A 23150-nucleotide genomic window follows, 5' to 3' on the forward strand; every position below is an offset into this window, starting at 1 on the left:
CATTAACGTCTGCCGTTAATGCGCTGATTATCCCTGAGAACCTCAATCGCTGTCTGCATGGCGATTTTGTCATCTCGTTTTTTTTGCTTGTCCTGCATGACCTGAAGGTATTCCAGCAAAGTTCGGGTATTAATAGGTCGGCCCTGTTTGCCCACTGCCAGCACGGCTTCGCCAAGAATAATTTTCACTGGTGGCAACTGGGCCGGGTACCAGTCAAGGGTGTCTTCTGATTTCATGATAAATTTCTCACGGAAGGGTATTATATCATAAATCAGACGTTTAATTTTCAATATCTGATATCCTGATTTAATCATAAATTAACATAACTTAAGCCAGTTATTTTTATATTAAGGCGTATAATAATTACTGTGTTCCTCAGAGAATTATTTATGTCTTATACAAAAGGACTCAGGCACTTTAAAGAAAGACCGGTGCATGTTGCCTGCCCGGTATGCGCATACAGAGCCGATCAGAAAGCAGGTAAACTAAGAAAAGATGCGGTTCTGGAGTGCCCTGCCTGCGGGCTGTTGTTCAGACCATCAGAATGCTGGTGTATCGGCGGCTGATCGGCTTCTGCCACCTAACGTGAGTGATGTTGGGAAATGACAATATTGCTCCTGTACTGTAGTTTGAGAGGATATGATGATGAAATCTAAAAAATCTATTTTTATTGAAGGACATATCCTTTCGAACAGCTGTCATGGGCAGGTTGGCCAATCTTTCTGTATCCACAGGGCCAGGTTTAATAATGGTAAATATGCGATTATCCGGGAAGCATCCGGAATATGTTTCAAGCCTGGCGAAATTATTCAACGAAACGATTGCGAGTGGTTTTATAACCTTACCAAAATTCGCCTTCTCTCATTTGAGTACCTTGAAGATGATGAATCCAGAAGACAATTTCTTGAATATCGATAATAAATTCATGAGTATCATGACGGCATAATATTGCGGGTTTACAATTCCTTTCTGATTTTACAAATCTTATCCCCGTTCGTGACCTGGCATGCAGTTTACTTGAGGGTAAAAAGCATGCCATGATCATTTTAACTTTTTGAGTAATATCGGTTAACTATCAATGTCGCTAACCTTCTTGTTCAGCAAGCGGGAGGCGCGCCAGTAGATCAGCAGCATCAGACCCATGACGATGGTCAGCGTAATGCTGGTGGCAGCACCGAACGGCCAATCGCGGATGTTCAGGAACTGAACTTTAATCACGTTGCCAATCAGCAGGTTTTTCGCCCCGCCCATTAAGTCGGAAACGTAAAACAGCCCCATTGCGGGCAGCATAACCAGCAGGCATCCGGCGATAATTCCCGGCATCGTTAACGGAATAATGATGCGGGTGAAGGTCTGAAGTTTACTGGCGCCCAAATCGCGCGCGGCTTCCAGCAGCGGTTTATCGAGCTTTTCAATGCTGGAATAGAGCGGCATCACCATAAACGGCAGCAGGATGTACACCAGGCCGATAATCACCGCGCTGGGGGTAAACATGATGCGAATGGGGGTATCGATAACGCCGAGCCACAACAGAAATTCGTTGAGGTAGCCCTTGGTACTGAGGAATATTTTGAGTCCGTAGATGCGAATAAGCGAGTTGGTCCAGAACGGAACAATCAGCAGGAACAGCAGCAATGGACGCACTTTTTCCGGCAGTTTCACCAAAAACCAGGCAAACGGATAGCCGAGCACCAGACAGGCGAGCGTGGCAATCAGCGCCATATTGAGGGAGTGAACCAGTACCTCAAAATAGAGCGGATCGAGCAGGCGTGTATAGTTTTCCAGCGTAAAGACCATTTTGACGAAATTGGCGTCGTCGCGGGTCAAAAAGCTGGTGCCGATGATCATCAGGTTGGGCAGAAAGACAAATAACACAAGCCAACCGACAATGGTGACGATCACCACACTCTGGAATTTACTTGTGTTCTTCATCAGCCAGTACGACCTCCCAGCTTTCTACCCAGTTAATCGCCATTTTCTGGTCGAGAGAGTGGTCAAAGTCAGGATCGTCTTCGTTGAAGAATTCACTGACCATCACCATCTTGCCATTCTCCAGTTCCACAACCGACTCCAGCGTCATGCCCTTGTAGTTGCGTTCACGCACGTAGCCGATCAGGCCTTCGATATGATTGTCGTCGTTGATTTCATCAACGCGCAGATCTTCAGGGCGTAACAGGACGTGCAGCTTCTGTCCGGGAATCACCGCGAAGTTGACATAAATATTGCACTCACGACCTTCAACGTTAGCACGAACGCGCTGTTCGTCCAGACGTTCTATCACCGTCGCGTTAAACATATTGATCTCACCGATAAACCCAGCGACGAACAGATTTTTCGGCTCTTCGTAGATTTCGCGCGGCGTACCGTCCTGCTCAATCTTGCCATCGCGCATCACCACGATACGGTCTGACATGGTCAGCGCCTCTTCCTGATCGTGAGTGACAAAGACAAAGGTGATACCAAGCTTACGTTGCAGCGCTTTCAGTTCGTTCTGCATCTGCTTGCGTAGTTTGTAGTCCAGCGCAGAGAGAGATTCGTCTAACAGGAGTAAACGGGGTTTATTGACCACCGCTCGGGCAATCGCCACGCGCTGCTGCTGTCCACCGGAGAGTTGATGCGGTTTTCGCTGGGCGAACTCTTCCAGCTGCACCATGCGCAGAGCTTCGGTAACGCGGGGAGGAATGTCGGCTGCGGGCGTTTTTTGCATGCGTAAGCCAAAGGCCACATTCTCAAAAACGGTCATGTGGGGAAATAACGCATAGCTTTGGAAGACGGTGTTCACGTAGCGGTTTTCCGCAGGAACGTGAGTGATGTCCTGGTTGTCCAACATGATATGACCGGAATCAACCGTTTCCAGACCGGCAATCAGGCGAAGAACGGTTGTTTTACCGCAGCCAGAGGGGCCAAGCAGCGTGAGAAACTCGCCATTATTGATGGTCAAATCCAGGCTGGAAATCACCTCTTTGCCATCGAAACTTTTGCGAATTCCCGCTAATTGCACCAGTGGAGAAAGCGAACGCGGTTGTTTATTCAATTTTTTACTCTGTCCCATGTAAACGCAACGGATGGCTGACCGCTGCGGGGTTCGTGGTTAACCACCTTGATGACTCTTAATGAGGGCCGTTATTCTACGGCAAACCATGGTAATCGCCAATCCTTGTTGCGAATTACTGACTTAGCCCTATAGTCAGAGGGGATGTCAGGGCGAAATATTCTCACTTGCGGGGATAAAAGTGACCTGACGCAATATTTGTCTTTTGTTGCTTATTGATAATGTTGTCACAAAAAGTGAGGGTGACTGCATGGATAAACTACTTGAGCGTTTTTTACACTACGTGTCGTTGGACACCCAATCAAAATCGGGCGTGCGGCAGGTACCCAGCACCGAAGGACAGTGGAAATTATTACAACTGCTCAAACAACAGCTCGAAGAGATGGGGCTGGTTAACATTTCACTGAGCGAAAAGGGGACGCTGATGGCCACGTTGCCCGCTAACGTTGCTGGCAATATTCCCGCGATCGGCTTTATTTCCCATGTGGATACCTCACCGGATTTCAGCGGTAAAAACGTTAATCCGCAAATCGTTGAAAACTATCGCGGCGGCGATATTGCGTTAGGCATTGGTGATGAAGTTCTGTCGCCGGTGATGTTCCCGGTGCTGCATCAACTTCTGGGTCAGACGCTGATCACCACAGACGGTAAAACGCTGCTGGGTGCGGATGATAAAGCAGGCGTAGCGGAAATCATGACCGCGCTGGCGGTGCTCATCCAAAAAGATATTCCGCACGGTGATATCCGCGTGGCCTTTACGCCGGACGAAGAGGTTGGTAAAGGGGCGAAGCATTTTGACGTTGCGGCATTTGATGCGCAGTGGGCCTATACCGTTGACGGCGGTGGCGTGGGAGAGCTGGAATTTGAAAACTTCAACGCCGCGTCGGTTAATATCAAAATTGTCGGCAACAATGTCCATCCCGGTACCGCAAAAGGGGTGATGGTGAATGCGCTGTCGCTGGCGGCTCGTATTCATGCTGAGGTTCCGGCAGACGAAAGCCCGGAAACGACGGAAGGCTACGAAGGCTTTTATCATCTGGCGAGCATGAAAGGGACGGTTGATCGGGCGGATATGCACTACATCATCCGTGATTTTGACCGCAAGCAGTTTGAAGCGCGCAAACGCAAGATCATGGAGATCGCCAAAAAGGTCGGTAAAGGGTTACACCCGGATTGCTATATCGAACTGGTGATTGAAGACAGCTACTACAATATGCGCGAAAAAGTGATTGAGCATCCGCATGTGCTGGATATCGCCCAGAAGGCGATGCGCGATTGCGATATTGAGCCGGTGCTGAAACCTATTCGTGGCGGTACCGACGGCGCGCAGCTGTCGTTTATGGGGTTACCGTGTCCGAATCTGTTTACCGGAGGCTACAACTATCATGGTAAACATGAGTTTGTAACTCTGGAAGGAATGGAAAAAGCGGTGCGGGTGATTGTACGTATTGCGGAGTTAACCGCAAAGCAGCAGTAAATTTATCGATAGATGCCGGATAGCGCTTCGCTTATCCGGCCTACAGTATTTCACTCCAGAAGGCCTGATAGGGCGCGCTAGCGTCGCATCAGGCACCGTTCGTATTATCCTTCGAAGAACCAGTATCCGCTGTTTACCAGTGCGGCAAGCATGGCAAGGAAAGACGGATCTTCCAGCGCATCCTCAAAGTTCTCGGCCGTCAGAACAATATGGCTGGCAAGCGCTTCCAGGGCAGGGCGATGCGGTGAATCAATTTTCTCACCGTTGGCGTAGACGTCATCGCCGATGCGCAATACGCGCAATCCGCCCAGACGCACTAACACATCCCCTTGCTTCAGGGCATCGTAAATTTCGTCTGGCTGATACGGCGGCTCCGGTGGAGCAATATCCAGCTCATGACGAGACTGAGAAATAAACTCGCCAAACCACTGCTGGAAATGTTCCGGCTGATTAATCAGTCCAAGCATCATTTCACGCAGCTTGTCCATTTCCTGCGGCAGAACGTCAGCCGGATGATCGCGCGGCGGCAGGTCAGGATCGCTGTAATACGTGCTGCCCAGCTCACGTTGCAAAACGTAATCGGCGAAGCCGCTGATCAGTTCGCGAGTATTCGGCGCGCGGAAACCGACCGAATAGTTCATGGCGTTTTCCAGCGCATAGCCTTCGTGCGGGAATCCTGGTGGAATGTACAGGATATCGCCGGGTTCCAGCTCTTCATCGATGATGGCTTCAAACGGGGCGACCTGCAGCAGGTCCGGGTGAGGGCAGTGCTGCTTCAACTGCAGTTTTTCGCCCACGCGCCAGCGACGTCGCCCGGTTCCCTGAATGATAAACACATCGTACTGATCAAGATGTGGGCCAACGCCGCCACCGGGTACGGAGAAGGAGATCATCAGATCGTCAATCCGCCAGTCCGGCAGTTCGCGAAACGGACGCATCAGCGCGGCGGTGGGTTCATGCCAGTGATTGACCGCCTGTACCAGCAGCGACCAGTTGTTCTCGCCGAGATGATCATAGCTTTCGAACGGACCGTGGCTAACCTGCCATTTACCGTCCTGGTGGCTGACGAGTCGGCTGTCGACTTCGCTTTCCATTGCCAGTCCAGCCAGTTCGTCAGGAGAGAGTGGATCAATAAAGTTGTTAAACCCGCGTTTTAAGACCACCGGGCGTTTCTGCCAGTGGCGTTCAAGAAAATCGGGCCAGTTAAGTGTGAGTTGGTATTCCATAATGAGCATCCCGCAGGCTGGTATCTGCAACCGATTATAACGGATACTTAACCGCAAGCGGGAAATCAGTACATATTTATTACATGCGGCGATTACTCGTCTATCTGCCCCGGCTGCTGGCGGCCAAAAATAACTTCCATGCGCGCGCCACCCAGCAGGCTATCGCCTGCAATAATCTGCCCGTCATACTGTTCGGTGATTTCTCGTGCCACCGCCAGTCCAACGCCTTGCCCTGGTCGTAGCGTATCGACACGCTGTCCACGGTCAAACACCACTTCCCGTTTGCTTTGCGGAATACCAGGACCATCATCTTCAACCAGAATGTGTAGCTGATCCTCGGACAGATGCGCTGAAATCTCGACAAACTCCAGACAATATTTACATGCGTTATCCAGCACGTTGCCCATCACTTCGACAAAATCGTTCTGTTCGCCCACAAAACTGATTTCGGGTGAGATATCGAGATTTATGTTGACGCCTTTACGCTGATACACCTTATTTAGCGCCGAGGTGAGTTTATCCAGCAACGGCGCGACCGGATGCAGTTCGCGGCTAAGCAGCACGCTGCTGCCACGCATGCTGGCGCGATGCAGGTAATAGCCAATCTGCTGGGAAATACGGCTGATTTGTTCCAGCATAATGGGTTCCGCGTCGCTCACGTTCATTTTTTCATTACGCATCGAGCGGAGCGTACTCTGTAATACCGCCAGCGGTGTTTTCAGGCTGTGGGTGAGGTCTGTTAACGTCGTACGGTATTTGTCGTAGCGCTCGCGTTCGCTTTTTAAAAGTCGATTAAGATTGCGGACCAGGCTGGTCAGTTCGCGCGTGGTGGCGGGGTTTAGCATCTCTCGATGATGTTCCTCAAGCTCACGGACTTCACGCGCCAGCGATTCAATAGGCCGCAGACTCCACCAGGCGGCTACCCATAACAGCGGAATGACCAGCAACAGATTGGCGACCAGCACATAAATAAACCAACTCCATACCATATACGAGCGCTTTAGCTCAACAGGAATGGTATCGACAACCACAATGGTCAACTGTGGCATTCTGGCAGTGGCGGGGTAGACGTTCACGGCGACCGAGTGGGTCATTTCGGCATCGTCGTCGTCTTCCCTGACTTCTTTTAGCTGCTGCTGAGCGGAATGATCTTCGCCCAGTAAGGTGCTGGTGGCATCTACATTGGCTTCAATCTCATGAAAACCGTTCGCTTTTAGCCATTCCGGTTGGATACTGTGCGTCAGCCAGGGAACATTGCGCTGCGCCCACAACAACTCACCGTCTTCGTTATAGATTAGCGACATTGTTGGGCTTTGCATATCGAGATTCTCAGGCAGCTCGACGTTTATCTTGCCGTTCTCCCATTTTGCCAGGGTATAGAAAAGGTTACTTTCACCCCGCAGCAGGCGGAACGTTGTTTTATCAAAGCTGACGCTGTAACCCACCAGGGCAACCATGCCGTAGGCCAGCGAAAGCACCAATACCACGCCCGCGGTTGCCAGTAAAAAGCGCAACCGCAGTGATAACGGGAAAAAATGACGCAATAATTTATTCATTAGCGCAGTTCAAAAAGATATCCCTGGCCACGCACGGTGGTGATGACATCATTCGGGTATTGCGCCTGTATTTTTTTACGCAGACGCCCCATCAGAACATCAATGGTGTGGCTTTCACGCAGCTCGGCATCCGGGTAAAGCTGTAACATGAGCGAATCTTTACTGACCACTTTGCCGTTATTACGGATAAGTGTTTCCATAATGGTGTATTCGAACGCCGTGAGCTTGATAACTTCATCATTGACGGATAACTCGCGCCGAGAGAGGTCCACCTGGAAAGGAGGAAGAGAGATAATCTGCGATGCCAGACCGCTGTTGCGACGCATCAGTGCCTGCATGCGTGCAGCCACCTCTTCGATATGAAACGGTTTTGTGACGTAATCGTCGGCTCCGGCGCTGAGTACTTCCACCTTGTCTTGCCAGCCTTCACGCGCGGTTAACACCAGAATCGGCAACGAAACCTCATTGCTGCGCCAACGGCGGATCAATGACAAACCGTCTTCATCGGGGAGTCCTAAATCAACGATCGCGATATCCGGCAGATGTTCATTCAGATAATAGTCCGCTTCCTTCGCATCTTCTGCATCATCCACCTGATGCCCTAAATCCTGTAACTGAACCTTGAGGTGGTGGCGTAATAAAGCATTATCCTCGACAACCAGTACGCGCATCATCGTTTCTCCCTAAAATAACGGTATAAATAGTTTAACGCTGATTATGTGGCTGTGGGGATAAACATTTAATAAACCGCGGGAAGGGAAGCATTTCGCTCATGAAATAAAAAGCCGGATAAGGCAATAGCCTCCATCCGGCTAAAATACGCATTAGCTCGCCTGTTTTTTCATCATGCTGAAGATAAACAGCAGCGCAGCACACAGCACCACGGAAGGACCTGCCGGGGTGTCATAGAAGGCCGAGAAGGTCAGCCCGCCTGTAACCGATATCATTCCCACACCAACGGCAACCCCTGCCATCTGTTCTGGCGTACGGGCAAAGCGACGGGCGGTTGCCGCAGGGATAATAAGCAGCGAGGTGATAATTAACGCCCCGACAAATTTCATCGCCACGCCAATAGTTAATGCTGTGACCAGCATCAGCAGTAGCTTAACGCGTTGCAGCTTCACGCCATCCACAAATGCCAGATCCGGACTGATGGTCATCGACAGCAGGTTGCGCCACTGCCAGAACAAAATCGCCAGAACGATAACCACCCCAATGGCGATGGAAATAAGATCTTCTGGCGTCACGGCGAGCAAATCACCAAACAGGTAGGCCATCAGATCCACTCGGATGTTGGACATCAGGCTGACGACAACCAGCCCTAATGACAGCGCACTGTGGGCCATAATGCCCAATAAAGTATCGATCGCGAGGTGGGGGCGTTTTTCCAGCCATACCAGACCGCCTGCCAGCATCAAGGTGACGACGATGACCGCATAGAAAGGGTTTACATCCAGCAGCAGGCCAAAGGCGACCCCCAGTAGCGAAGCGTGGGCCAGCGTATCACCGAAATAAGACATTCGACGCCAGACCACAAACGAGCCGAGCGGGCCAGCGGCACAGGCCAGCATGATCCCGGCTAACCAACCGGGTAATAACAATTCAATCATGAGTGACCATTTCCCCGGCGTAAGACGATACGACCCTGTAAATCGTGGCGGTGATTATGATTATGACGGTAAATTCCGAGTTGTTCGGCACCGCGTTGTCCGAACATTGAGATGAATTCCGGGTGCATGGAAACCACTTCCGGCGCACCAGAACAACAAATATGATGGTTCAGGCACAGTACCTCATCGGTTTTTGCCATCACCAGATGCAGGTCATGAGAAACCATCAGTACGGCGCAATCCAGTTCACGTCGCAACTGGTCGATAAGATCGTACAGTGCGACTTGCCCATTGACATCCACGCCCTGGGTTGGCTCATCAAGCACCAGTAGCTGAGGTTTATTCAATAAAGCACGGGCCAACAGGACGCGTTGTGTCTCCCCGCCAGAGAGTTTTTGCATCGGCGCATTCATCAGATGTCCGGCCTGAACACGCTTCAGTGCCGGAAGGATATCTTCTTTTTTGGTGCCGGGACGTAGGCGCATAAACCGACTTACCGTCAGCGGAAGCGTCGTATCGAGGTACAGTTTTTGCGGCACATAGCCAATCCGCAATCGACCATTACGCTTGATAACCCCCTCATCAGCCTCTACCAGCCCTAATACAACGCGCACCAGCGTAGATTTCCCGGCACCATTTGGGCCGAGAAGCGTCAATATTTTACCGGGTCGAAGTTCAAGCGATACGTCAGAGAGGACGCGGCGTTGACCATAAGAGACCGAGACATTTTCCAGTGAAACCAAAGTCGTCATATCAATTTTAGTCTTGCAGAAGTTATAGAATGTTATAATATCACAATTCTCACATTCATTACGATGATTGGTCGCATTATGTTACATAAAAATACGCTTCTTTTCGCAGCATTATCCGCTGCTCTTTGGGGTAGTGCAACACAGTCGGCAAATGCCGCTGTCGTGGCTTCTCTTAAGCCGCTGGGGTTTATCGCTTCAGCCATTGCTGACGGGGTTACTGACACCCAGGTTCTGCTGCCTGACGGGGCTTCCGAACACGATTACTCATTGCGTCCTTCAGACGTAAAACGCTTACAGGGCGCGGACTTAGTCGTTTGGATTGGACCTGAGATGGAAGCGTTTATGGAAAAATCAGTCAAGAATATTCCTAACGCAAAACAGGTAACGATTGCGCAGCTCAATGACGTGAAGCCGTTACTCATGAAAGGTGCTGATGACGATGATGACGATCATGGACATAATGATGCCGGCAGTGAAAAAAGTGACGAGCATCACCATCACGGCGATTACAACATGCATCTTTGGCTTTCCCCAGAGATAGCACGGGCCTCAGCGGTTGCAATCCATGAAAAATTAGTGGAACTTATGCCGCAAAGTCGAGCCAAACTTGACGCCAACCTGAAGGATTTTGAGGCACAATTAGCCGCAACCGATAAGCAGGTAGGTAACGAGCTCGCGCCGCTCAAGGGAAAAGGTTACTTCGTTTTTCATGACGCCTATGGCTACTACGAAAAACACTACGGACTAACACCGCTTGGTCACTTTACCGTGAACCCTGAGATTCAACCTGGTGCGCAGCGTTTACATGAAATAAGAACACAGTTGGTTGAGCAAAAAGCAACCTGCGTTTTTGCTGAGCCACAGTTCAGGCCAGCGGTCGTTGAAGCCGTCGCGAGAGGGACATCCGTTCGAATGGGAACGTTGGATCCGCTCGGAACGAATATCAAACTGGGTAAAACAAGCTATTCAGCGTTTTTGAACCAATTAGCCAACCAGTATGCGAGCTGCCTGAAAGGAGATTAATGAGGAAGTGATTACGTGCAACAGATAGCCCGCTCTGTCGCTCTGGCATTTAATAATCTGCCGCGGCCCCATCGCGTTATGCTGGGGTCGCTTACCGTACTGACATTGGCCGTCGCTGTCTGGCGGCCCTATGTTTACCATCCTGATTCTGCACCCATCGTCAAAACTATCGAGCTGGAAAAAAGCGAGATTCGCTCACTATTGCCTGAGGCCAGCGAACCTATCGATCAGGCCGCTCAGGAAGACGAAGCTATCCCACAGGACGAGCTGGATGACAAAACGTCTGGTGAAGCCGGCGTGCATGAGTATGTCGTCTCCACGGGCGATACGCTGAGCAGTATTCTGAATCAGTACGGCATCGATATGGGTGACATCAGCCAACTCGCGGCTTCCGACAAACAACTGCGTAACCTGAAAATTGGTCAGCAACTTTCCTGGACGTTAGGCGCGGAAGGTGATTTGCAGCGCCTGACCTGGGAAGTCTCCCGACGTGAAACCCGTACTTACGATCGCACCGCGACGGGTTTCAAAATGAGCAGCGAAATGCAGCAGGGCGATTGGGTTAACAGCCGAATCAAAGGCACCGTGGGCGGAAGTTTTGTCGCCAGTGCCAAAGATGCCGGACTGACCAGCTCTGAAATCAGCGCAGTGATTAAGGCCATGCAGTGGCAGATGGATTTCCGCAAACTGAAAAAAGGCGATGAGTTCTCGGTACTGATGTCTCGCGAAATGCTGGACGGTAAGCGTGAGCAAAGCCAACTGTTGGGCGTACGCTTGCGTTCTGAAGGTAAAGATTATTACGCAATCCGTGCTGAAGACGGTAAGTTCTATGACCGCAACGGTACCGGACTGGCGAAAGGCTTTATGCGTTTCCCGACGGCTAAGCAGTTCCGCATCTCTTCCAACTTTAACCCGCGTCGTCTGAACCCGGTGACCGGACGCGTTGCGCCGCACAAAGGTGTCGACTTTGCGATGCCGCAGGGGACGCCGGTGCTGTCGGTGGGTGATGGCGAAGTGGTTGTAGCGAAGCGCAGCGGCGCAGCCGGATACTATGTTGCGGTTCGTCATGGTCGCACCTATACCACACGTTATATGCACCTGCGTAAGTTGTTGGTCAAACCAGGACAAAAAGTGAAACGTGGCGATCGTATCGCGCTGTCTGGCAATACCGGGCGTTCAACGGGTCCGCATCTGCACTACGAAGTCTGGATCAACCAGCAGGCAGTGAATCCTCTGACGGCGAAACTGCCGCGCACAGAAGGTCTGACCGGGTCGGATCGTACCGATTACCTGGCACAGGTGAAAGAGGTTGTTCCTCAGTTGCGTTTCGATTAATTAACACGCTGACAGAGCCGGTACGCTATGCGTGCCGGCTTTTTTATTTTGTACGGCGCATCGCGCGCCGCTACACTATCAGCAGATCTACTTTTCGCCGCACCAGACACTGGAAGAGCATGGAAACGAAAAAAAAGAATATTGAATATATCCCCGAGTTTCACAAATCATTTCGCCATCCGCGCTACTGGGGTGCATGGCTTGGTGTGGCGGCGATAGCAGGCATTTCGTTAACGCCAGCATCATTTCGCGATCCAATTCTGGCAAAGCTCGGAAGAATGGCCGGGCGGCTGGGAAAAAGCTCGCGTCGCAGAGCACTGATCAATTTATCCCTCTGCTTTCCTGAGCGCAGCGAAGCTGAGCGTGAAGCTATTGTCGATGAGATGTTTGCGACTGCGCCTCAGGCGATGGTTATGATGTCGGAACTCGCCATACGCGGCCCGGAAAAAATTCAGCATCGGGTTGACTGGCAGGGGCTGGAAATCATCGAAGAGATGCGTCGCAACGATGAAAAAGTGATTTTTCTGGTTCCTCATGGTTGGGGCGTAGATATCCCAGCGATGCTGATGGCTTCCCAGGGACAGAAAATGGCTGCGATGTTCCACAATCAGGGAAATCCGGTATTCGATTATGTGTGGAACACGGTACGCCGTCGTTTCGGTGGTCGTTTGCATGCGCGTAATGATGGCATCAAACCGTTTATTCAGTCTGTACGTCAGGGATATTGGGGATACTACCTGCCGGATCAGGACCATGGCCCTGAGCACAGCGAGTTTGTGGATTTTTTTGCTACCTATAAAGCCACGTTACCGGCGATTGGCCGCCTGATGAAGGTGTGTCATGCCCGTGTGGTGCCGCTGTTCCCGGTATACAATGGGAAAACGCATCGCTTAACGATTCAGGTTCGTCCTCCGATGGATGACATCCTGACGGCGGATGACCACACCATTGCCAGACGAATGAACGAAGAAGTGGAAATCTTTGTGACGCCGCATCTCGAGCAATACACCTGGATTTTAAAACTGCTTAAGACGCGTAAACCGGGTGAAATTGAGCCTTATAAGCGTAAAGATCTTTATCCGAAGAAATAAAAAAAAGCCTCTCAAACGAGAGGCTTTTTTACATCAAACGGGGCGTTACTCGACGGTCAGAATACGCGTGGTATTCGTTGAGCCAATGGTGCTCATGACATCGCCTTGCGTCACAATGACCAGGTCGCCGGAAACCAGATAGCCTTTATCGCGCAGCAGATTCACTGCTTCATTGGCGGCAACGACGCCGTCAGTTTCGCTGTCAAAGTGAACTGGGGTGACGCCGCGATACAGGGAAGTCAGATTTAGCGTACGCTCATGACGAGACATCGCGAAAATCGGCAGACCAGAACTGATACGTGAAGTCATCAGCGCAGTACGACCGGATTCCGTCATTGTGATGATAGCGGTGACCCCTTTCAGGTGGTTAGCGGCATACATCGCTGACATGGCAATCGCTTCTTCAACGTTATCAAACTGCACGTCAAGGCGGTGTTTAGAGACGTTGATGCTCGGGATCTTCTCAGCACCCAAACAGACGCGTGCCATAGCCGCGACGGTTTCAGCCGGGTACTGACCTGCTGCAGTTTCTGCAGAGAGCATAACGGCATCGGTACCGTCGAGGACGGCGTTAGCCACGTCCATCACTTCCGCACGGGTCGGCATTGGGTTGGTGATCATCGACTCCATCATCTGCGTGGCGGTAATGACCGCACGGTTCAGCTGACGTGCGCGGCGAATCAACGCTTTCTGAATACCTACCAGCTCAGGATCGCCAATTTCAACGCCCAGGTCGCCACGCGCCACCATCACCACGTCGGAGGCAAGGATGATGTCATCCATCGCATTCTGGTCGCAGACGGCTTCTGCACGTTCTACCTTGGCGACAATTTTCGCATCGCAGCCAGCGTCGCGCGCCAGACGGCGGGCATAGTTCAGATCTTCGCCGCAGCGCGGGAAGGAGACGGCCAGATAGTCAACGCTGATTTGCGCAGCGGTGACGATGTCGGCTTTGTCTTTTTCGGTCAGGGCTTCAGCAGAGAGACCGCCGCCCAGTTTGTTAATGCCCTTATTGTTGGACAGCGGGCCACCGACGGTAACTTCGGTGAAGACTTTCATGCCCTGAACTTCCAGCACTTTAAGCTGTACGCGACCGTCGTCGAGCAGCAGGATATCGCCCGGGACGACGTCAGCAGGCAGTCCTTTATAATCAATACCGACTTTTTCTTTGTCGCCTTCGCCTTTGCCGAGGTTGGCGTCTAACAGGAACTTGTCGCCAACGTTAAGAAATACTTTACCTTCTTTAAAGGTTGATACGCGGATTTTAGGTCCCTGCAGGTCACCCAAAATAGCTACATGACGTCCCAGTTTTGCGGCAATTTCACGGACCTTATCCGCCCGCAGTTTGTGATCTTCTGGAGAGCCGTGAGAAAAGTTCATACGTACGACGTTCGCACCCGCGGCGATAATTTTTTCAAGGTTATTATCGCGGTCAGTTGCCGGGCCTAACGTGGTAACGATTTTGGTTCTGCGAAGCCTTCTGGACATGTAATACTCCGTTGACTGAAACAACTTGGTGTTGCGTGAACATTAATCCGGTCGTTCTCAAATATTAACGGTAAATGAACGACCCGGATGATAAAAGGGTAGAACATTGTTATTGCTTTTAGCGGTCATCACTCTTGATGAGTAATTCTTTATCAAAACGCGATTCCTTGAGCGCTTCCTTGACACGCTTCAAGTTATCTCTAAATTTTGCCCCACGGCGCAAAGTAAATCCTGTAGCCAGCACATCTATCACGGTCAGTTGAGCAAGTCGAGAGACCATGGGCATATAAATGTCAGTATCTTCCGGTACATCGAGGGTAATTGCCAGCGTTGCTTCACGCGCCAGTGGCGTGCCGGGAGAGGTGAGGGCGATAACCATGGCGTCATTTTCCCGCGCCAACTGCGCCAGTTCCACCAGACTTTTGGTTCTTCCGGTATGAGAAATAAGCACAATGACGTCGTCGTCACTACAATTCATGCAACTCATGCGTTGCAGAACAATATCGTCGGAATAGATTACCGGTACGTTAAACCGGAAAAATTTATTCATTGCGTCATGCGCCACTGCGGCAGAAGAACCGAGGCCAAAGAAGGCAATTTTTTTCGCCTGAGTTAATAAATCTACTGCCCGGTTTACCGCTGCGTTATCCAGAGACTGGCGGACGTGGTCGAGGCTTGCCATCGCTGACTCGAAGATTTTCCCCGTGTAAGATTCTACGCTGTCATCCTCATCCACATTGCGATTAACATATGGGGTGCCATTTGCCAGACTTTGCGCCAGATGCAGTTTAAAATCAGGGAAGCCGCGGGTATCCATGCTGCGACAGAAACGGTTCACCGTCGGTTCGCTGACATTGGCTTCCACAGCAAGTGTGGCGATGCTTGAATGGATTGCCCGCTCGGGAGAGGCAAGAATAATGTCGGCGACTTTACGCTCTGACTTGCTCAACTGTTCCAGTTTTAACTGGATTTTTTCCAGCATATTCATGATGTAGGTAGACTCATGGGTCATGGGCAAAAACGATTTCAATGATACGGAGAAATCGGGGCATAATTTCGTGTATAGATATTACCCCTGCTAATGCAGCAACGGGGCAAAATGGACAGAATAGTTGTTGTTTTTTTTCATTACATGATCGGAGTCGGGTTTTCTTACGTCTTCAGGGGTACGAAAAAAGACGACTTTTTTGTCCAATTTGCGACGGCAAACGCCCATAAAGCGACTGTTCGCGGTAACAGCACGGCTGGATAAGCGTTTACGGTTTCCGGATTCACGTAAAAGCAGTACAGTGCACTGTAATAAAATTACAACCAGTGTCTGGCAAAAGCACCAGGCACTTAATTGAGGAGAATGACATGGCGGTAACGCAAACAGCCCAGGCATGTGATCTGGTCATTTTCGGCGCGAAGGGCGACCTGGCGCGGCGGAAATTGCTGCCTTCCCTGTATCAACTGGAAAAGGCCGGCCAGATTAACCCGGAAACCCGTATCATTGGGGTAGGGCGTGCCGACTGGGACAAAGCAGCCTATACCAAGGTTGTGCGTGAAGCGCTCGAAACCTTCATGAAAGAAAAAATCGACGAAGGTTTGTGGGAGACTCTCAGCGGTCGTCTGGAGTTTTGTAATCTGGACGTCAATGACACCGCCGCGTTTAGCCGTCTGGGCGAAATGCTGGATCAAAAATCACGTACCACCATTAACTATTTCGCGATGCCGCCGAGCACCTTTGGCGCGATCTGCAAAGGCCTGGGTGAAGCAAAGCTGAATGCTAAACCAGCCCGTGTTGTGATGGAAAAACCGCTGGGTACGTCGCTGGCAACATCCCGTGAAATCAACGATCAGGTCGGCGAGTATTTCGAAGAGTGTCAGGTTTATCGTATCGACCACTATCTTGGCAAAGAGACGGTCCTGAACCTGCTGGCACTGCGTTTTGCCAACTCCCTGTTTGTGAACAACTGGGATAACCGCACTATCGATCACGTAGAAATTACCGTGGCGGAAGAAGTGGGTATTGAAGGCCGTTGGGGCTATTTTGACCAGGCAGGTCAAATGCGCGACATGATTCAGAACCACCTGCTGCAGATCCTGTGCATGATTGCGATGTCTCCGCCGTCCGATCTGAGCGCCGACAGCATTCGTGATGAAAAAGTGAAGGTACTGAAATCGCTGCGTCGTATCGATCGTTCGAACGTACGTGAAAAAACGGTTCGCGGTCAGTACACCGCGGGTTTTGCCCAGGGCAAAAAAGTGCCGGGGTATCTGGAAGAAGAAGGCGCGAACAAGAGCAGCAACACGGAAACGTTTGTGGCGATCCGTGTGGATATCGATAACTGGCGCTGGGCGGGAGTTCCGTTCTACCTGCGTACCGGTAAACGTTTACCGACGAAGTGCTCTGAAGTGGTGGTTTACTTCAAAACGCCTGAGCTGAATCTGTTCAGAGAATCCTGGCAGGATCTGCCGCAGAACAAGTTGACCATCCGTTTGCAGCCTGATGAAGGTGTCGATATCCAGGTACTGAACAAAGTGCCGGGTCTGGATCACAAGCATAATCTGCAAATTACCAAGCTTGATCTGAGCTATTCCGAAACCTTCAACCAGACGCACCTTGCCGACGCCTATGAGCGCCTGCTGCTCGAAACAATGCGCGGAATTCAGGCGCTGTTTGTGCGTCGTGATGAAGTTGAAGAAGCATGGAAGTGGGTCGACTCAATTACCGAAGCCTGGGCGATGGACAACGACGCGCCGAAGCCGTATCAGGCAGGGACCTGGGGCCCGGTTGCTTCTGTGGCGATGATTACCCGAGATGGTCGTTCCTGGAACGAATTCGAGTAAAATATCATCTAGCCCATAGGTGTTATTTTACCGGTAACATGATCTAACACAGATTGTAGAATAATTTTTGCACTTTTAAGCTCCGCGTGGATTCACCCGCGGGGCTTTTTTTATTACACTGCCTGAAACGATTTCGCCCCTGAGCTACGGCCAACAAGCGATTCAGCTATTTTTACCCAACTGAAACACATTGTTGATCCAACGCTCTGACAGATAAATTTTAGGAGCCTCTATGAATCCGAATTTGTTACGCGTAACACAACGTATCGTCGAACGTTCTCGTGACACACGTTCCGCCTACCTCGCCCGTATTGAACAAGCGAAATCAACTACCGTTCATCGCTCGCAACTGGCATGCGGTAACCTGGCGCATGGTTTTGCTGCGTGTCAGCCGGACGATAAGGCCTCGCTGAAAAGCATGCTGCGTAACAATATCGCGATCATTACCTCCTATAACGACATGCTTTCCGCGCATCAGCCGTATGAACACTATCCGGCCATCATTCGTAAAGCACTGCATGAAGCCAATGCAGTAGGCCAGGTTGCTGGCGGTGTACCTGCAATGTGCGACGGTGTGACCCAGGGACAGGATGGGATGGAGCTTTCGCTGCTGAGTCGTGAAGTGATTGCGATGTCTGCTGCAGTGGGCCTTTCCCACAACATGTTCGACGGCGCGTTGTTCCTCGGCGTGTGCGACAAAATTGTCCCGGGCCTGGTAATGGCTGCGCTGTCATTTGGTCATCTGCCGTCAATCTTTATTCCTTCCGGTCCGATGGCGAGCGGTCTGGCGAACAAAGAAAAAGTGCGTATCCGTCAGCTGTATGCTGAAGGTAAAGTCGATCGCATGGCGCTTCTTGAATCCGAAGCGGCGTCTTATCACGCTCCGGGTACCTGTACGTTCTACGGCACGGCGAACACTAACCAGATGGTGGTGGAGTTTATGGGTATGCAACTGCCTGGCTCCTCATTTGTACATCCTGATGCGCCACTGCGTGAAGCGCTGACCGCGGCTGCAGCCCGTCAGGTAACACGCCTGACCGGCAACGGTAATGAATGGATGCCGATCGGTAAAATGATCGATGAAAAAGTGGTAGTGAACGGTATTGTGGCGCTGCTGGCGACCGGGGGCTCTACCAACCATACGATGCACCTGGTGGCTATGGCGCGTGCGGCCGGGATTCTGATTAACTGGGATGATTTCTCCGATCTGTCCGATATCGTGCCGCTGATGGCGCGTCTGTACCCGAATGGTCCGGCAGATATTAACCACTTCCAGGCGGCGGGTGGCGTACCGGTGTTAATGCGTGAACTGCTTAATGCGGGTCTGCTACATGAAGATGTAAACACCGTTGCCGGATTCGGTTTATCCCGCTACACCATGGAACCGTGGCTTAACGAGGGTGAACTGGACTGGCGCGAAGGGGCGGCGAAGTCTCTGGACAGCAACGTGATCGCCACCTTTGACCAACCATTCTCCCACCACGGCGGCACCAAAGTGCTGAGCGGTAACCTCGGGCGTGCGGTGATGAAAACGTCGGCGGTACCGGTAGAAAACCAGATTATTGAAGCGCCGGCAGTTGTCTTTGAAAGTCAGCATGATGTGTTACCCGCGTTCGATGCGGGTCTGCTTGACCGGGATTGCGTGGTGGTTGTGCGCCATCAGGGACCAAAAGCGAACGGAATGCCAGAATTACATAAACTCATGCCGCCACTTGGTGTATTATTGGACCGTTGTTTCAAAATTGCGTTAGTTACCGATGGACGACTTTCAGGTGCTTCAGGTAAAGTGCCTTCAGCAATCCATGTAACCCCGGAAGCCTATGATGGCGGGCTGCTGGCAAAAGTACGCGATGGCGACATCATTCGTGTGAATGGACAGACAGGTGAATTGACGCTGCTGGTGGATGAAGAGGAACTTGCCTCCCGTCAGCCACACATTCCCGATCTCAGCGCATCGCGCGTGGGTACGGGACGTGAAATGTTCAGCGCGTTGCGTGAAAAGCTGTCCGGTGCGGAGCAGGGCGCAACCTGTATCACTTTTTAAGACTTATTTTGTAATCAGGCGAGAGAAAACTCTGATGAAAAACTGGAAGACAAGTGCAGAAGCAATCCTGACCACTGGCCCGGTTGTACCGGTTATCGTGGTTAATAAACTGGAACACGCGGTGCCAATGGCAAAAGCGCTGGTTGCAGGGGGCGTGCGCGTTCTGGAAGTGACCTTACGTACCGCATGTGCGATGGATGCCATTCGCGCGATCGCAAAAGAAGTTCCCGACGCTATCGTTGGTGCGGGTACCGTACTGAATCCACAACAGCTGGCTGAAGTCACTGAAGCGGGTGCGCAGTTTGCTATCAGCCCGGGCCTGACCGAGCCGCTGTTGAAAGCTGCAACTGAAGGCACTATTCCGCTGATCCCAGGCATCAGCACCGTTTCTGAACTGATGCTGGGTATGGACTACGGTTTGAAAGAGTTCAAATTCTTCCCGGCAGAAGCAAACGGCGGTACTAAAGCGCTGCAGGCAATTGCGGGTCCGTTCTCTCAGGTCCGTTTCTGCCCAACCGGTGGTATCTCTCCAGCGAACTACCGTGATTACCTGGCACTGAAAAGCGTGCTGTGCATCGGTGGTTCCTGGCTGGTTCCGGCAGATGCGCTGGAAGCTGGTGATTACGCACGCATTACTAAGCTGGCTCGTGAAGCAGTCGAAGGCGCGAAGCTGTAATAACGCAAAATGCCCGGTAATCATTACCGGGCCTGCGAGTCTGAAACGGGCCATCTGGCCCGTTTTTTATCCTGCGACTTTCACCTGTGCCGCCGCGTCTTTCGCGCGTGTCACCGCGTCTTCAATACTCTGCGCTGTTGCCAGCACAACGCCCATACGACGGCTCCCGTCGATGTCTGGCTTGCCGAAGAATCTGACTTGCATACCTGTGCCCACAGCGGCCTGTACGTTATCAAACGTGACATTCTGGCTGGTAAGCTGCGGCAGAATAACGGCGGAAGCAGAAGGCCCATACTGACGGATTGCGCCAACCGGCAGACCGAGAAATGCGCGTACATGCAGGGCAAACTCAGACAGATCCTGCGAAATCAAGGTCACCATACCCGTGTCGTGAGGGCGAGGGGAAACTTCGCTGAAAATCACCTCATCACCGCAGACAAATAGCTCTACCCCAAACAGACCGTGGCCGCCCAGCGCCAGCACCACCTTACGGGCAATCTCCTGCGCTCGAGCCAGCGCCAGTTCACTCATCTGCTGCGGCTGCCAGGATTCGCGATAATCGCCATCTTCCTGACGATGTCCTACCGGTGCGCAGAAATGTACGCCATCAACGGCGCTGACGGTAAGCAGGGTGATTTCAAAATCAAAATTCACTACGCCTTCGACGATAACGCGTCCGGCACCTGCTCGGCCGCCTTGTTGAGCATAATTCCAGGCTTCAGTGAGTCGATCGGCGGAACGGATAAAGCTCTGTCCCTTACCGGAGGAACTCATTACCGGCTTCACGATGCAGGGATAGCCGATTTCGGCGACGGCCTCGCGAAAGCGGGCTTCGCTGTCAGCAAAGCGGTAAGAAGAGGTCGGTAGAGATAATTCTTCGGCGGCGAGACGACGGATTCCTTCGCGGTTCATGGTCAACTGCGTCGCCCGGGCGCACGGCACGATGTTTTGACCGTCCTGTTCCAGTTTTACCAGCATATCCGTGGCAATCGCCTCTATTTCCGGCACGATATAATGTGGTTTTTCACGCTCGACGAGCTGGCGTAAAGCATCGCCATCCAGCATGTTGATTACGTATGAGCGATGGGCAACGTGCATGGCTGGCGCGTCGGGGTAACGATCCACGGCAATGACTTCCACACCCAGGCGTTGGCATTCAATCGCCACCTCTTTACCCAGTTCACCTGAACCTAATAACATCACTCGCGTTGCTGCGGGACGCAGCGCTGTGCCTAATAACGTCATAAATTAATCCCCTGTTTTATCTGGGCGCAGTATATACGAAAACGTTTGCGTCTGTCTTTATTACCAGGTTGATTTCAAGGCGCAAAAAGAATATACTGTACATAAATACAGGTAATTTAAGAGGCTGCAAAAATGGCGGTTGAAGTTAAATACGTAGTCATTCGGGAAGGTGAGGAAAAAATGTCGTTTACCAGCAAAAAGGAAGCCGATGCGTATGACAAAATGCTTGATACAGCAGATTTGCTCGACACATGGCTGGAGCAATCGCCGGTAGCGCTCGAAGACGAGCAGCGCGAAGCGCTTTCCCTGTGGCTGGCTGAGCAGAAAGATGTGCTGAGCGCCATTCTGAAAAACGGCAAGCTGCCCTCTCCGCAGGCGGTCGAAAACGATGCGCACGCTGAGGATGATACTCAGGCTGCCTGAAACGACTTGCGCTCCTGACGTTTTGTACCATGCTTTTCCCTGAATCATTGTGCATTCCCTGACGTCTTTTCACGTTGCAACAGGCAACCTGAAGGACGAAGGGGAGGTTAAGGAGAAAAGAATGTATAAAAAAAGAGCGTTGTTGAGCCTGCTGTTGTTGTCTGCCAGCGTAGCTGTATTTGCGGCAAATATGGAAAGCAAGAAAGTTCAGTTCCCCAAGTGCGAAGGACTGAATGCTGACGGTATCGCGGCGAGCGTGAAACGTGATTATCAGCAAAATCGCATCGCGCGCTGGGCTGACGATCAAAAACGTGTCGGGCAAGCCGATCCTGTCGCCTGGGTCAACACGCCCGATATTACGGGCAAAGATGGGAAATGGTCAGTTCCCCTCACGGTTCGCGGTAAAAGCGCGGATATTCACTACCAGGTAAAAGTCGACTGCAAAGCCGGAACGGCGGAGTATCAGTCGCAGTAACGAAGGTAGAAGGTATTTGCACTTCTTTTGATGACCTGAACACTTCCTGACATCCCCTCGGGTACGCTTTGATGATTATTCGTCTGTACTTGAGGGGCAACATGGCTAACTGGCTGAATCAACTTCAATCTCTTCTTGGGCAAAAAGGATCTTCCGCGTCATCTTCTGGTGAGCAAGGGCTGAGTAAACTTCTGGTTCCCGGCGCGTTAGGCGGTCTGGCAGGATTACTGGTTGCCAACAAATCTTCACGTAAATTACTGAGTAAATACGGCACCAGCGCGCTTCTGGTGGGCGGCGGTGCGGTTGCCGGTACCGTGTTATGGAACAAATACAAGGATAAGGTTCGCGCGGCGCATCAGGGTGAACCGCAGTTCGGTGCACAAAGCTCGCCGCTGGATGAGCGAACCGAACGACTGATCCTGGCGCTGGTTTTTGCGGCGAAAAGCGATGGTCATATTGATGCCAAAGAACGTACCGCCATTGAGCAGCAGCTCCGTGAAGCAGGCGTGGAAGAGCAGGGCCGCGTTCTGATCGAACGCGCCATTGAACAACCGTTAGATCCTCAGCGCCTGGCACAAGGGATCCGCAACGAAGAAGAGGCGCTGGAAATTTACTTCCTGAGCTGTGCGGCGATTGATATCGACCACTTTATGGAGCGTAGCTATCTGAACGCGCTGGGCGATGCGTTGAAGATCCCGCAGGATGTTCGTGAAGGCATTGAACAGGATCTCAAGGAACAAAAACAGGCTTTACCGGGTTAATTACTTACCGTTAAGGCGCATGTTTCGCTTGCATCATTGCTGTCTTTTGCCACCCTTATAGGATGTTTAAGCAAAAGAACAATG

General features: G+C 51.5%; 22 protein-coding genes. 11 read left to right on the forward strand and 11 right to left on the reverse strand.

Annotated elements, in window-relative coordinates:
* Window positions 1-2: 2 nt before the first annotated feature.
* Complete coding sequence (locus N0B36_RS04690; RefSeq protein WP_029139493.1) at window positions 3-236, reverse strand: hypothetical protein; 234 nt, start codon at window positions 234-236, stop codon at window positions 3-5.
* Window positions 237-389: 153 nt separating this feature from the next.
* On the opposite strand from N0B36_RS04690, the gene N0B36_RS24425 reads away from it, so the two are divergent.
* Window positions 390-566 (forward strand): YnfU family zinc-binding protein, encoded by a 177-nt coding sequence (locus tag N0B36_RS24425; RefSeq protein ID WP_213083733.1) that lies wholly within the window; start codon window positions 390-392, stop codon window positions 564-566.
* Between the two features lie 502 nt (window positions 567-1068).
* Here N0B36_RS24425 and potB read toward each other — a convergent pair.
* Window positions 1069-1932, reverse strand: coding sequence for a spermidine/putrescine ABC transporter permease PotB (gene potB / locus N0B36_RS04700; protein WP_016150058.1), 864 nt, complete (start codon window positions 1930-1932; stop codon window positions 1069-1071).
* The gene (potA, locus tag N0B36_RS04705) at window positions 1916-3052 is read right to left on the reverse strand and encodes a spermidine/putrescine ABC transporter ATP-binding protein PotA (RefSeq protein ID WP_016152695.1); all 1137 of its coding nucleotides are present in this window, start codon (window positions 3050-3052) and stop codon (window positions 1916-1918) included. Before potA ends, potB begins: the two co-directional genes overlap by 17 nt.
* A gap of 250 nt (window positions 3053-3302) precedes the next feature.
* On the opposite strand from potA, the gene pepT reads away from it, so the two are divergent.
* Window positions 3303-4529, forward strand: a complete 1227-nt coding sequence (gene pepT / locus N0B36_RS04710) for a peptidase T (RefSeq protein WP_016152696.1) — start codon at window positions 3303-3305, stop codon at window positions 4527-4529.
* Window positions 4530-4633: 104 nt separating this feature from the next.
* Here pepT and roxA read toward each other — a convergent pair whose 3' ends face one another.
* The 5 genes from roxA to znuC all read right to left on the reverse strand — a co-directional run bounded on the left by roxA (window position 4634) and on the right by znuC (window position 9673).
* Window positions 4634-5755 (reverse strand): [50S ribosomal protein L16]-arginine 3-hydroxylase, encoded by a 1122-nt coding sequence (gene roxA / locus N0B36_RS04715; protein ID WP_016152697.1) that lies wholly within the window; start codon window positions 5753-5755, stop codon window positions 4634-4636.
* Window positions 5756-5847: 92 nt separating this feature from the next.
* Window positions 5848-7311, reverse strand: coding sequence for a two-component system sensor histidine kinase PhoQ (phoQ, locus tag N0B36_RS04720; RefSeq protein ID WP_153690508.1), 1464 nt, complete (start codon window positions 7309-7311; stop codon window positions 5848-5850).
* Entirely contained in the window at window positions 7311-7982 is a 672-nt protein-coding gene (gene phoP, locus N0B36_RS04725) for a two-component system response regulator PhoP (RefSeq protein ID WP_046274776.1), read from the reverse strand. Before phoP ends, phoQ begins: the two co-directional genes overlap by 1 nt.
* A 153-nt stretch (window positions 7983-8135) precedes the next feature.
* Complete coding sequence (gene znuB / locus N0B36_RS04730) at window positions 8136-8921, reverse strand: zinc ABC transporter permease subunit ZnuB (RefSeq protein WP_259686139.1); 786 nt, start codon at window positions 8919-8921, stop codon at window positions 8136-8138.
* Window positions 8918-9673, reverse strand: coding sequence for a zinc ABC transporter ATP-binding protein ZnuC (znuC, locus tag N0B36_RS04735; protein ID WP_016152761.1), 756 nt, complete (start codon window positions 9671-9673; stop codon window positions 8918-8920). Before znuC ends, znuB begins: the two co-directional genes overlap by 4 nt.
* Before the next feature lie 78 nt (window positions 9674-9751).
* On the opposite strand from znuC, the gene znuA reads away from it, so the two are divergent.
* The 3 genes from znuA to lpxM all read left to right on the forward strand — a co-directional run bounded on the left by znuA (window position 9752) and on the right by lpxM (window position 13122).
* Window positions 9752-10696, forward strand: coding sequence for a zinc ABC transporter substrate-binding protein ZnuA (znuA, locus tag N0B36_RS04740; RefSeq protein WP_019076521.1), 945 nt, complete (start codon window positions 9752-9754; stop codon window positions 10694-10696).
* Between the two features lie 15 nt (window positions 10697-10711).
* The gene (gene mepM / locus N0B36_RS04745) at window positions 10712-12031 is read left to right on the forward strand and encodes a murein DD-endopeptidase MepM (protein WP_016152763.1); all 1320 of its coding nucleotides are present in this window, start codon (window positions 10712-10714) and stop codon (window positions 12029-12031) included.
* A gap of 119 nt (window positions 12032-12150) precedes the next feature.
* The gene (lpxM, locus tag N0B36_RS04750) at window positions 12151-13122 is read left to right on the forward strand and encodes a lauroyl-Kdo(2)-lipid IV(A) myristoyltransferase (RefSeq protein ID WP_047501988.1); all 972 of its coding nucleotides are present in this window, start codon (window positions 12151-12153) and stop codon (window positions 13120-13122) included.
* Between the two features lie 45 nt (window positions 13123-13167).
* Here lpxM and pyk read toward each other — a convergent pair whose 3' ends face one another.
* Both pyk and N0B36_RS04760 read right to left on the reverse strand, forming a co-directional pair.
* Window positions 13168-14610 carry a pyruvate kinase gene (gene pyk, locus N0B36_RS04755; RefSeq protein WP_046276423.1) on the reverse strand — a complete coding sequence of 481 codons (1443 nt, stop codon included), beginning with the start codon at window positions 14608-14610 and terminating at the stop codon, window positions 13168-13170.
* A 118-nt stretch (window positions 14611-14728) separates the two neighbouring features.
* The gene (locus tag N0B36_RS04760) at window positions 14729-15598 is read right to left on the reverse strand and encodes a MurR/RpiR family transcriptional regulator (protein ID WP_019076523.1); all 870 of its coding nucleotides are present in this window, start codon (window positions 15596-15598) and stop codon (window positions 14729-14731) included.
* A 368-nt stretch (window positions 15599-15966) separates the two neighbouring features.
* Between N0B36_RS04760 and zwf the strand changes: the two genes are divergently transcribed.
* The 3 genes from zwf to kdgA all read left to right on the forward strand — a co-directional run bounded on the left by zwf (window position 15967) and on the right by kdgA (window position 20162).
* Window positions 15967-17442 carry a glucose-6-phosphate dehydrogenase gene (gene zwf / locus N0B36_RS04765; protein WP_003034896.1) on the forward strand — a complete coding sequence of 492 codons (1476 nt, stop codon included), beginning with the start codon at window positions 15967-15969 and terminating at the stop codon, window positions 17440-17442.
* A 232-nt stretch (window positions 17443-17674) separates the two neighbouring features.
* Window positions 17675-19486 (forward strand): phosphogluconate dehydratase, encoded by a 1812-nt coding sequence (edd, locus tag N0B36_RS04770; protein ID WP_049271196.1) that lies wholly within the window; start codon window positions 17675-17677, stop codon window positions 19484-19486.
* A 34-nt stretch (window positions 19487-19520) separates the two neighbouring features.
* The gene (kdgA, locus tag N0B36_RS04775) at window positions 19521-20162 is read left to right on the forward strand and encodes a bifunctional 4-hydroxy-2-oxoglutarate aldolase/2-dehydro-3-deoxy-phosphogluconate aldolase (RefSeq protein ID WP_016152768.1); all 642 of its coding nucleotides are present in this window, start codon (window positions 19521-19523) and stop codon (window positions 20160-20162) included.
* 66 nt (window positions 20163-20228) lie between these two features.
* Here kdgA and purT read toward each other — a convergent pair whose 3' ends face one another.
* Entirely contained in the window at window positions 20229-21407 is a 1179-nt protein-coding gene (gene purT, locus N0B36_RS04780; protein WP_047501996.1) for a formate-dependent phosphoribosylglycinamide formyltransferase, read from the reverse strand.
* Window positions 21408-21539: 132 nt separating this feature from the next.
* Here purT and yebG point away from each other — a divergent pair, with 132 nt between their 5' ends.
* The 3 genes from yebG to N0B36_RS04795 all read left to right on the forward strand — a co-directional run bounded on the left by yebG (window position 21540) and on the right by N0B36_RS04795 (window position 23066).
* Window positions 21540-21830, forward strand: a complete 291-nt coding sequence (gene yebG / locus N0B36_RS04785; protein ID WP_003833810.1) for a DNA damage-inducible protein YebG — start codon at window positions 21540-21542, stop codon at window positions 21828-21830.
* A 121-nt stretch (window positions 21831-21951) separates the two neighbouring features.
* Complete coding sequence (yebF, locus tag N0B36_RS04790; protein WP_103766151.1) at window positions 21952-22305, forward strand: protein YebF; 354 nt, start codon at window positions 21952-21954, stop codon at window positions 22303-22305.
* A gap of 101 nt (window positions 22306-22406) precedes the next feature.
* Window positions 22407-23066, forward strand: coding sequence for a tellurite resistance TerB family protein (locus N0B36_RS04795; RefSeq protein ID WP_016156220.1), 660 nt, complete (start codon window positions 22407-22409; stop codon window positions 23064-23066).
* Window positions 23067-23150: the final 84 nt, after the last annotated feature.

Origin of the sequence: Citrobacter sp. XY323, from assembly GCF_025106035.1 — a bacterium.
Classification (GTDB): domain Bacteria; phylum Pseudomonadota; class Gammaproteobacteria; order Enterobacterales; family Enterobacteriaceae; genus Citrobacter; species Citrobacter braakii.

Excerpts from the sequence above, each read along its gene's own strand:
- N0B36_RS04690 (WP_029139493.1), bottom strand. The coding sequence starts at position 236 with ATGAAATCAGAAGACACCCTTGACTGGTACCCGGCCCAGTTGCCACCA.
- N0B36_RS24425 (WP_213083733.1), top strand. The coding sequence starts at position 390 with ATGTCTTATACAAAAGGACTCAGGCACTTTAAAGAAAGACCGGTGCAT.
- potB (WP_016150058.1), bottom strand. The coding sequence starts at position 1,932 with ATGAAGAACACAAGTAAATTCCAGAGTGTGGTGATCGTCACCATTGTC.
- potA (WP_016152695.1), bottom strand. The coding sequence starts at position 3,052 with ATGGGACAGAGTAAAAAATTGAATAAACAACCGCGTTCGCTTTCTCCA.
- pepT (WP_016152696.1), top strand. The coding sequence starts at position 3,303 with ATGGATAAACTACTTGAGCGTTTTTTACACTACGTGTCGTTGGACACC.
- roxA (WP_016152697.1), bottom strand. The coding sequence starts at position 5,755 with ATGGAATACCAACTCACACTTAACTGGCCCGATTTTCTTGAACGCCAC.
- phoQ (WP_153690508.1), bottom strand. The coding sequence starts at position 7,311 with ATGAATAAATTATTGCGTCATTTTTTCCCGTTATCACTGCGGTTGCGC.
- phoP (WP_046274776.1), bottom strand. The coding sequence starts at position 7,982 with ATGCGCGTACTGGTTGTCGAGGATAATGCTTTATTACGCCACCACCTC.
- znuB (WP_259686139.1), bottom strand. The coding sequence starts at position 8,921 with ATGATTGAATTGTTATTACCCGGTTGGTTAGCCGGGATCATGCTGGCC.
- znuC (WP_016152761.1), bottom strand. The coding sequence starts at position 9,673 with ATGACGACTTTGGTTTCACTGGAAAATGTCTCGGTCTCTTATGGTCAA.
- znuA (WP_019076521.1), top strand. The coding sequence starts at position 9,752 with ATGTTACATAAAAATACGCTTCTTTTCGCAGCATTATCCGCTGCTCTT.
- lpxM (WP_047501988.1), top strand. The coding sequence starts at position 12,151 with ATGGAAACGAAAAAAAAGAATATTGAATATATCCCCGAGTTTCACAAA.
- pyk (WP_046276423.1), bottom strand. The coding sequence starts at position 14,610 with ATGTCCAGAAGGCTTCGCAGAACCAAAATCGTTACCACGTTAGGCCCG.
- N0B36_RS04760 (WP_019076523.1), bottom strand. The coding sequence starts at position 15,598 with ATGAATATGCTGGAAAAAATCCAGTTAAAACTGGAACAGTTGAGCAAG.
- zwf (WP_003034896.1), top strand. The coding sequence starts at position 15,967 with ATGGCGGTAACGCAAACAGCCCAGGCATGTGATCTGGTCATTTTCGGC.
- edd (WP_049271196.1), top strand. The coding sequence starts at position 17,675 with ATGAATCCGAATTTGTTACGCGTAACACAACGTATCGTCGAACGTTCT.
- kdgA (WP_016152768.1), top strand. The coding sequence starts at position 19,521 with ATGAAAAACTGGAAGACAAGTGCAGAAGCAATCCTGACCACTGGCCCG.
- purT (WP_047501996.1), bottom strand. The coding sequence starts at position 21,407 with ATGACGTTATTAGGCACAGCGCTGCGTCCCGCAGCAACGCGAGTGATG.
- yebG (WP_003833810.1), top strand. The coding sequence starts at position 21,540 with ATGGCGGTTGAAGTTAAATACGTAGTCATTCGGGAAGGTGAGGAAAAA.
- yebF (WP_103766151.1), top strand. The coding sequence starts at position 21,952 with ATGTATAAAAAAAGAGCGTTGTTGAGCCTGCTGTTGTTGTCTGCCAGC.
- N0B36_RS04795 (WP_016156220.1), top strand. The coding sequence starts at position 22,407 with ATGGCTAACTGGCTGAATCAACTTCAATCTCTTCTTGGGCAAAAAGGA.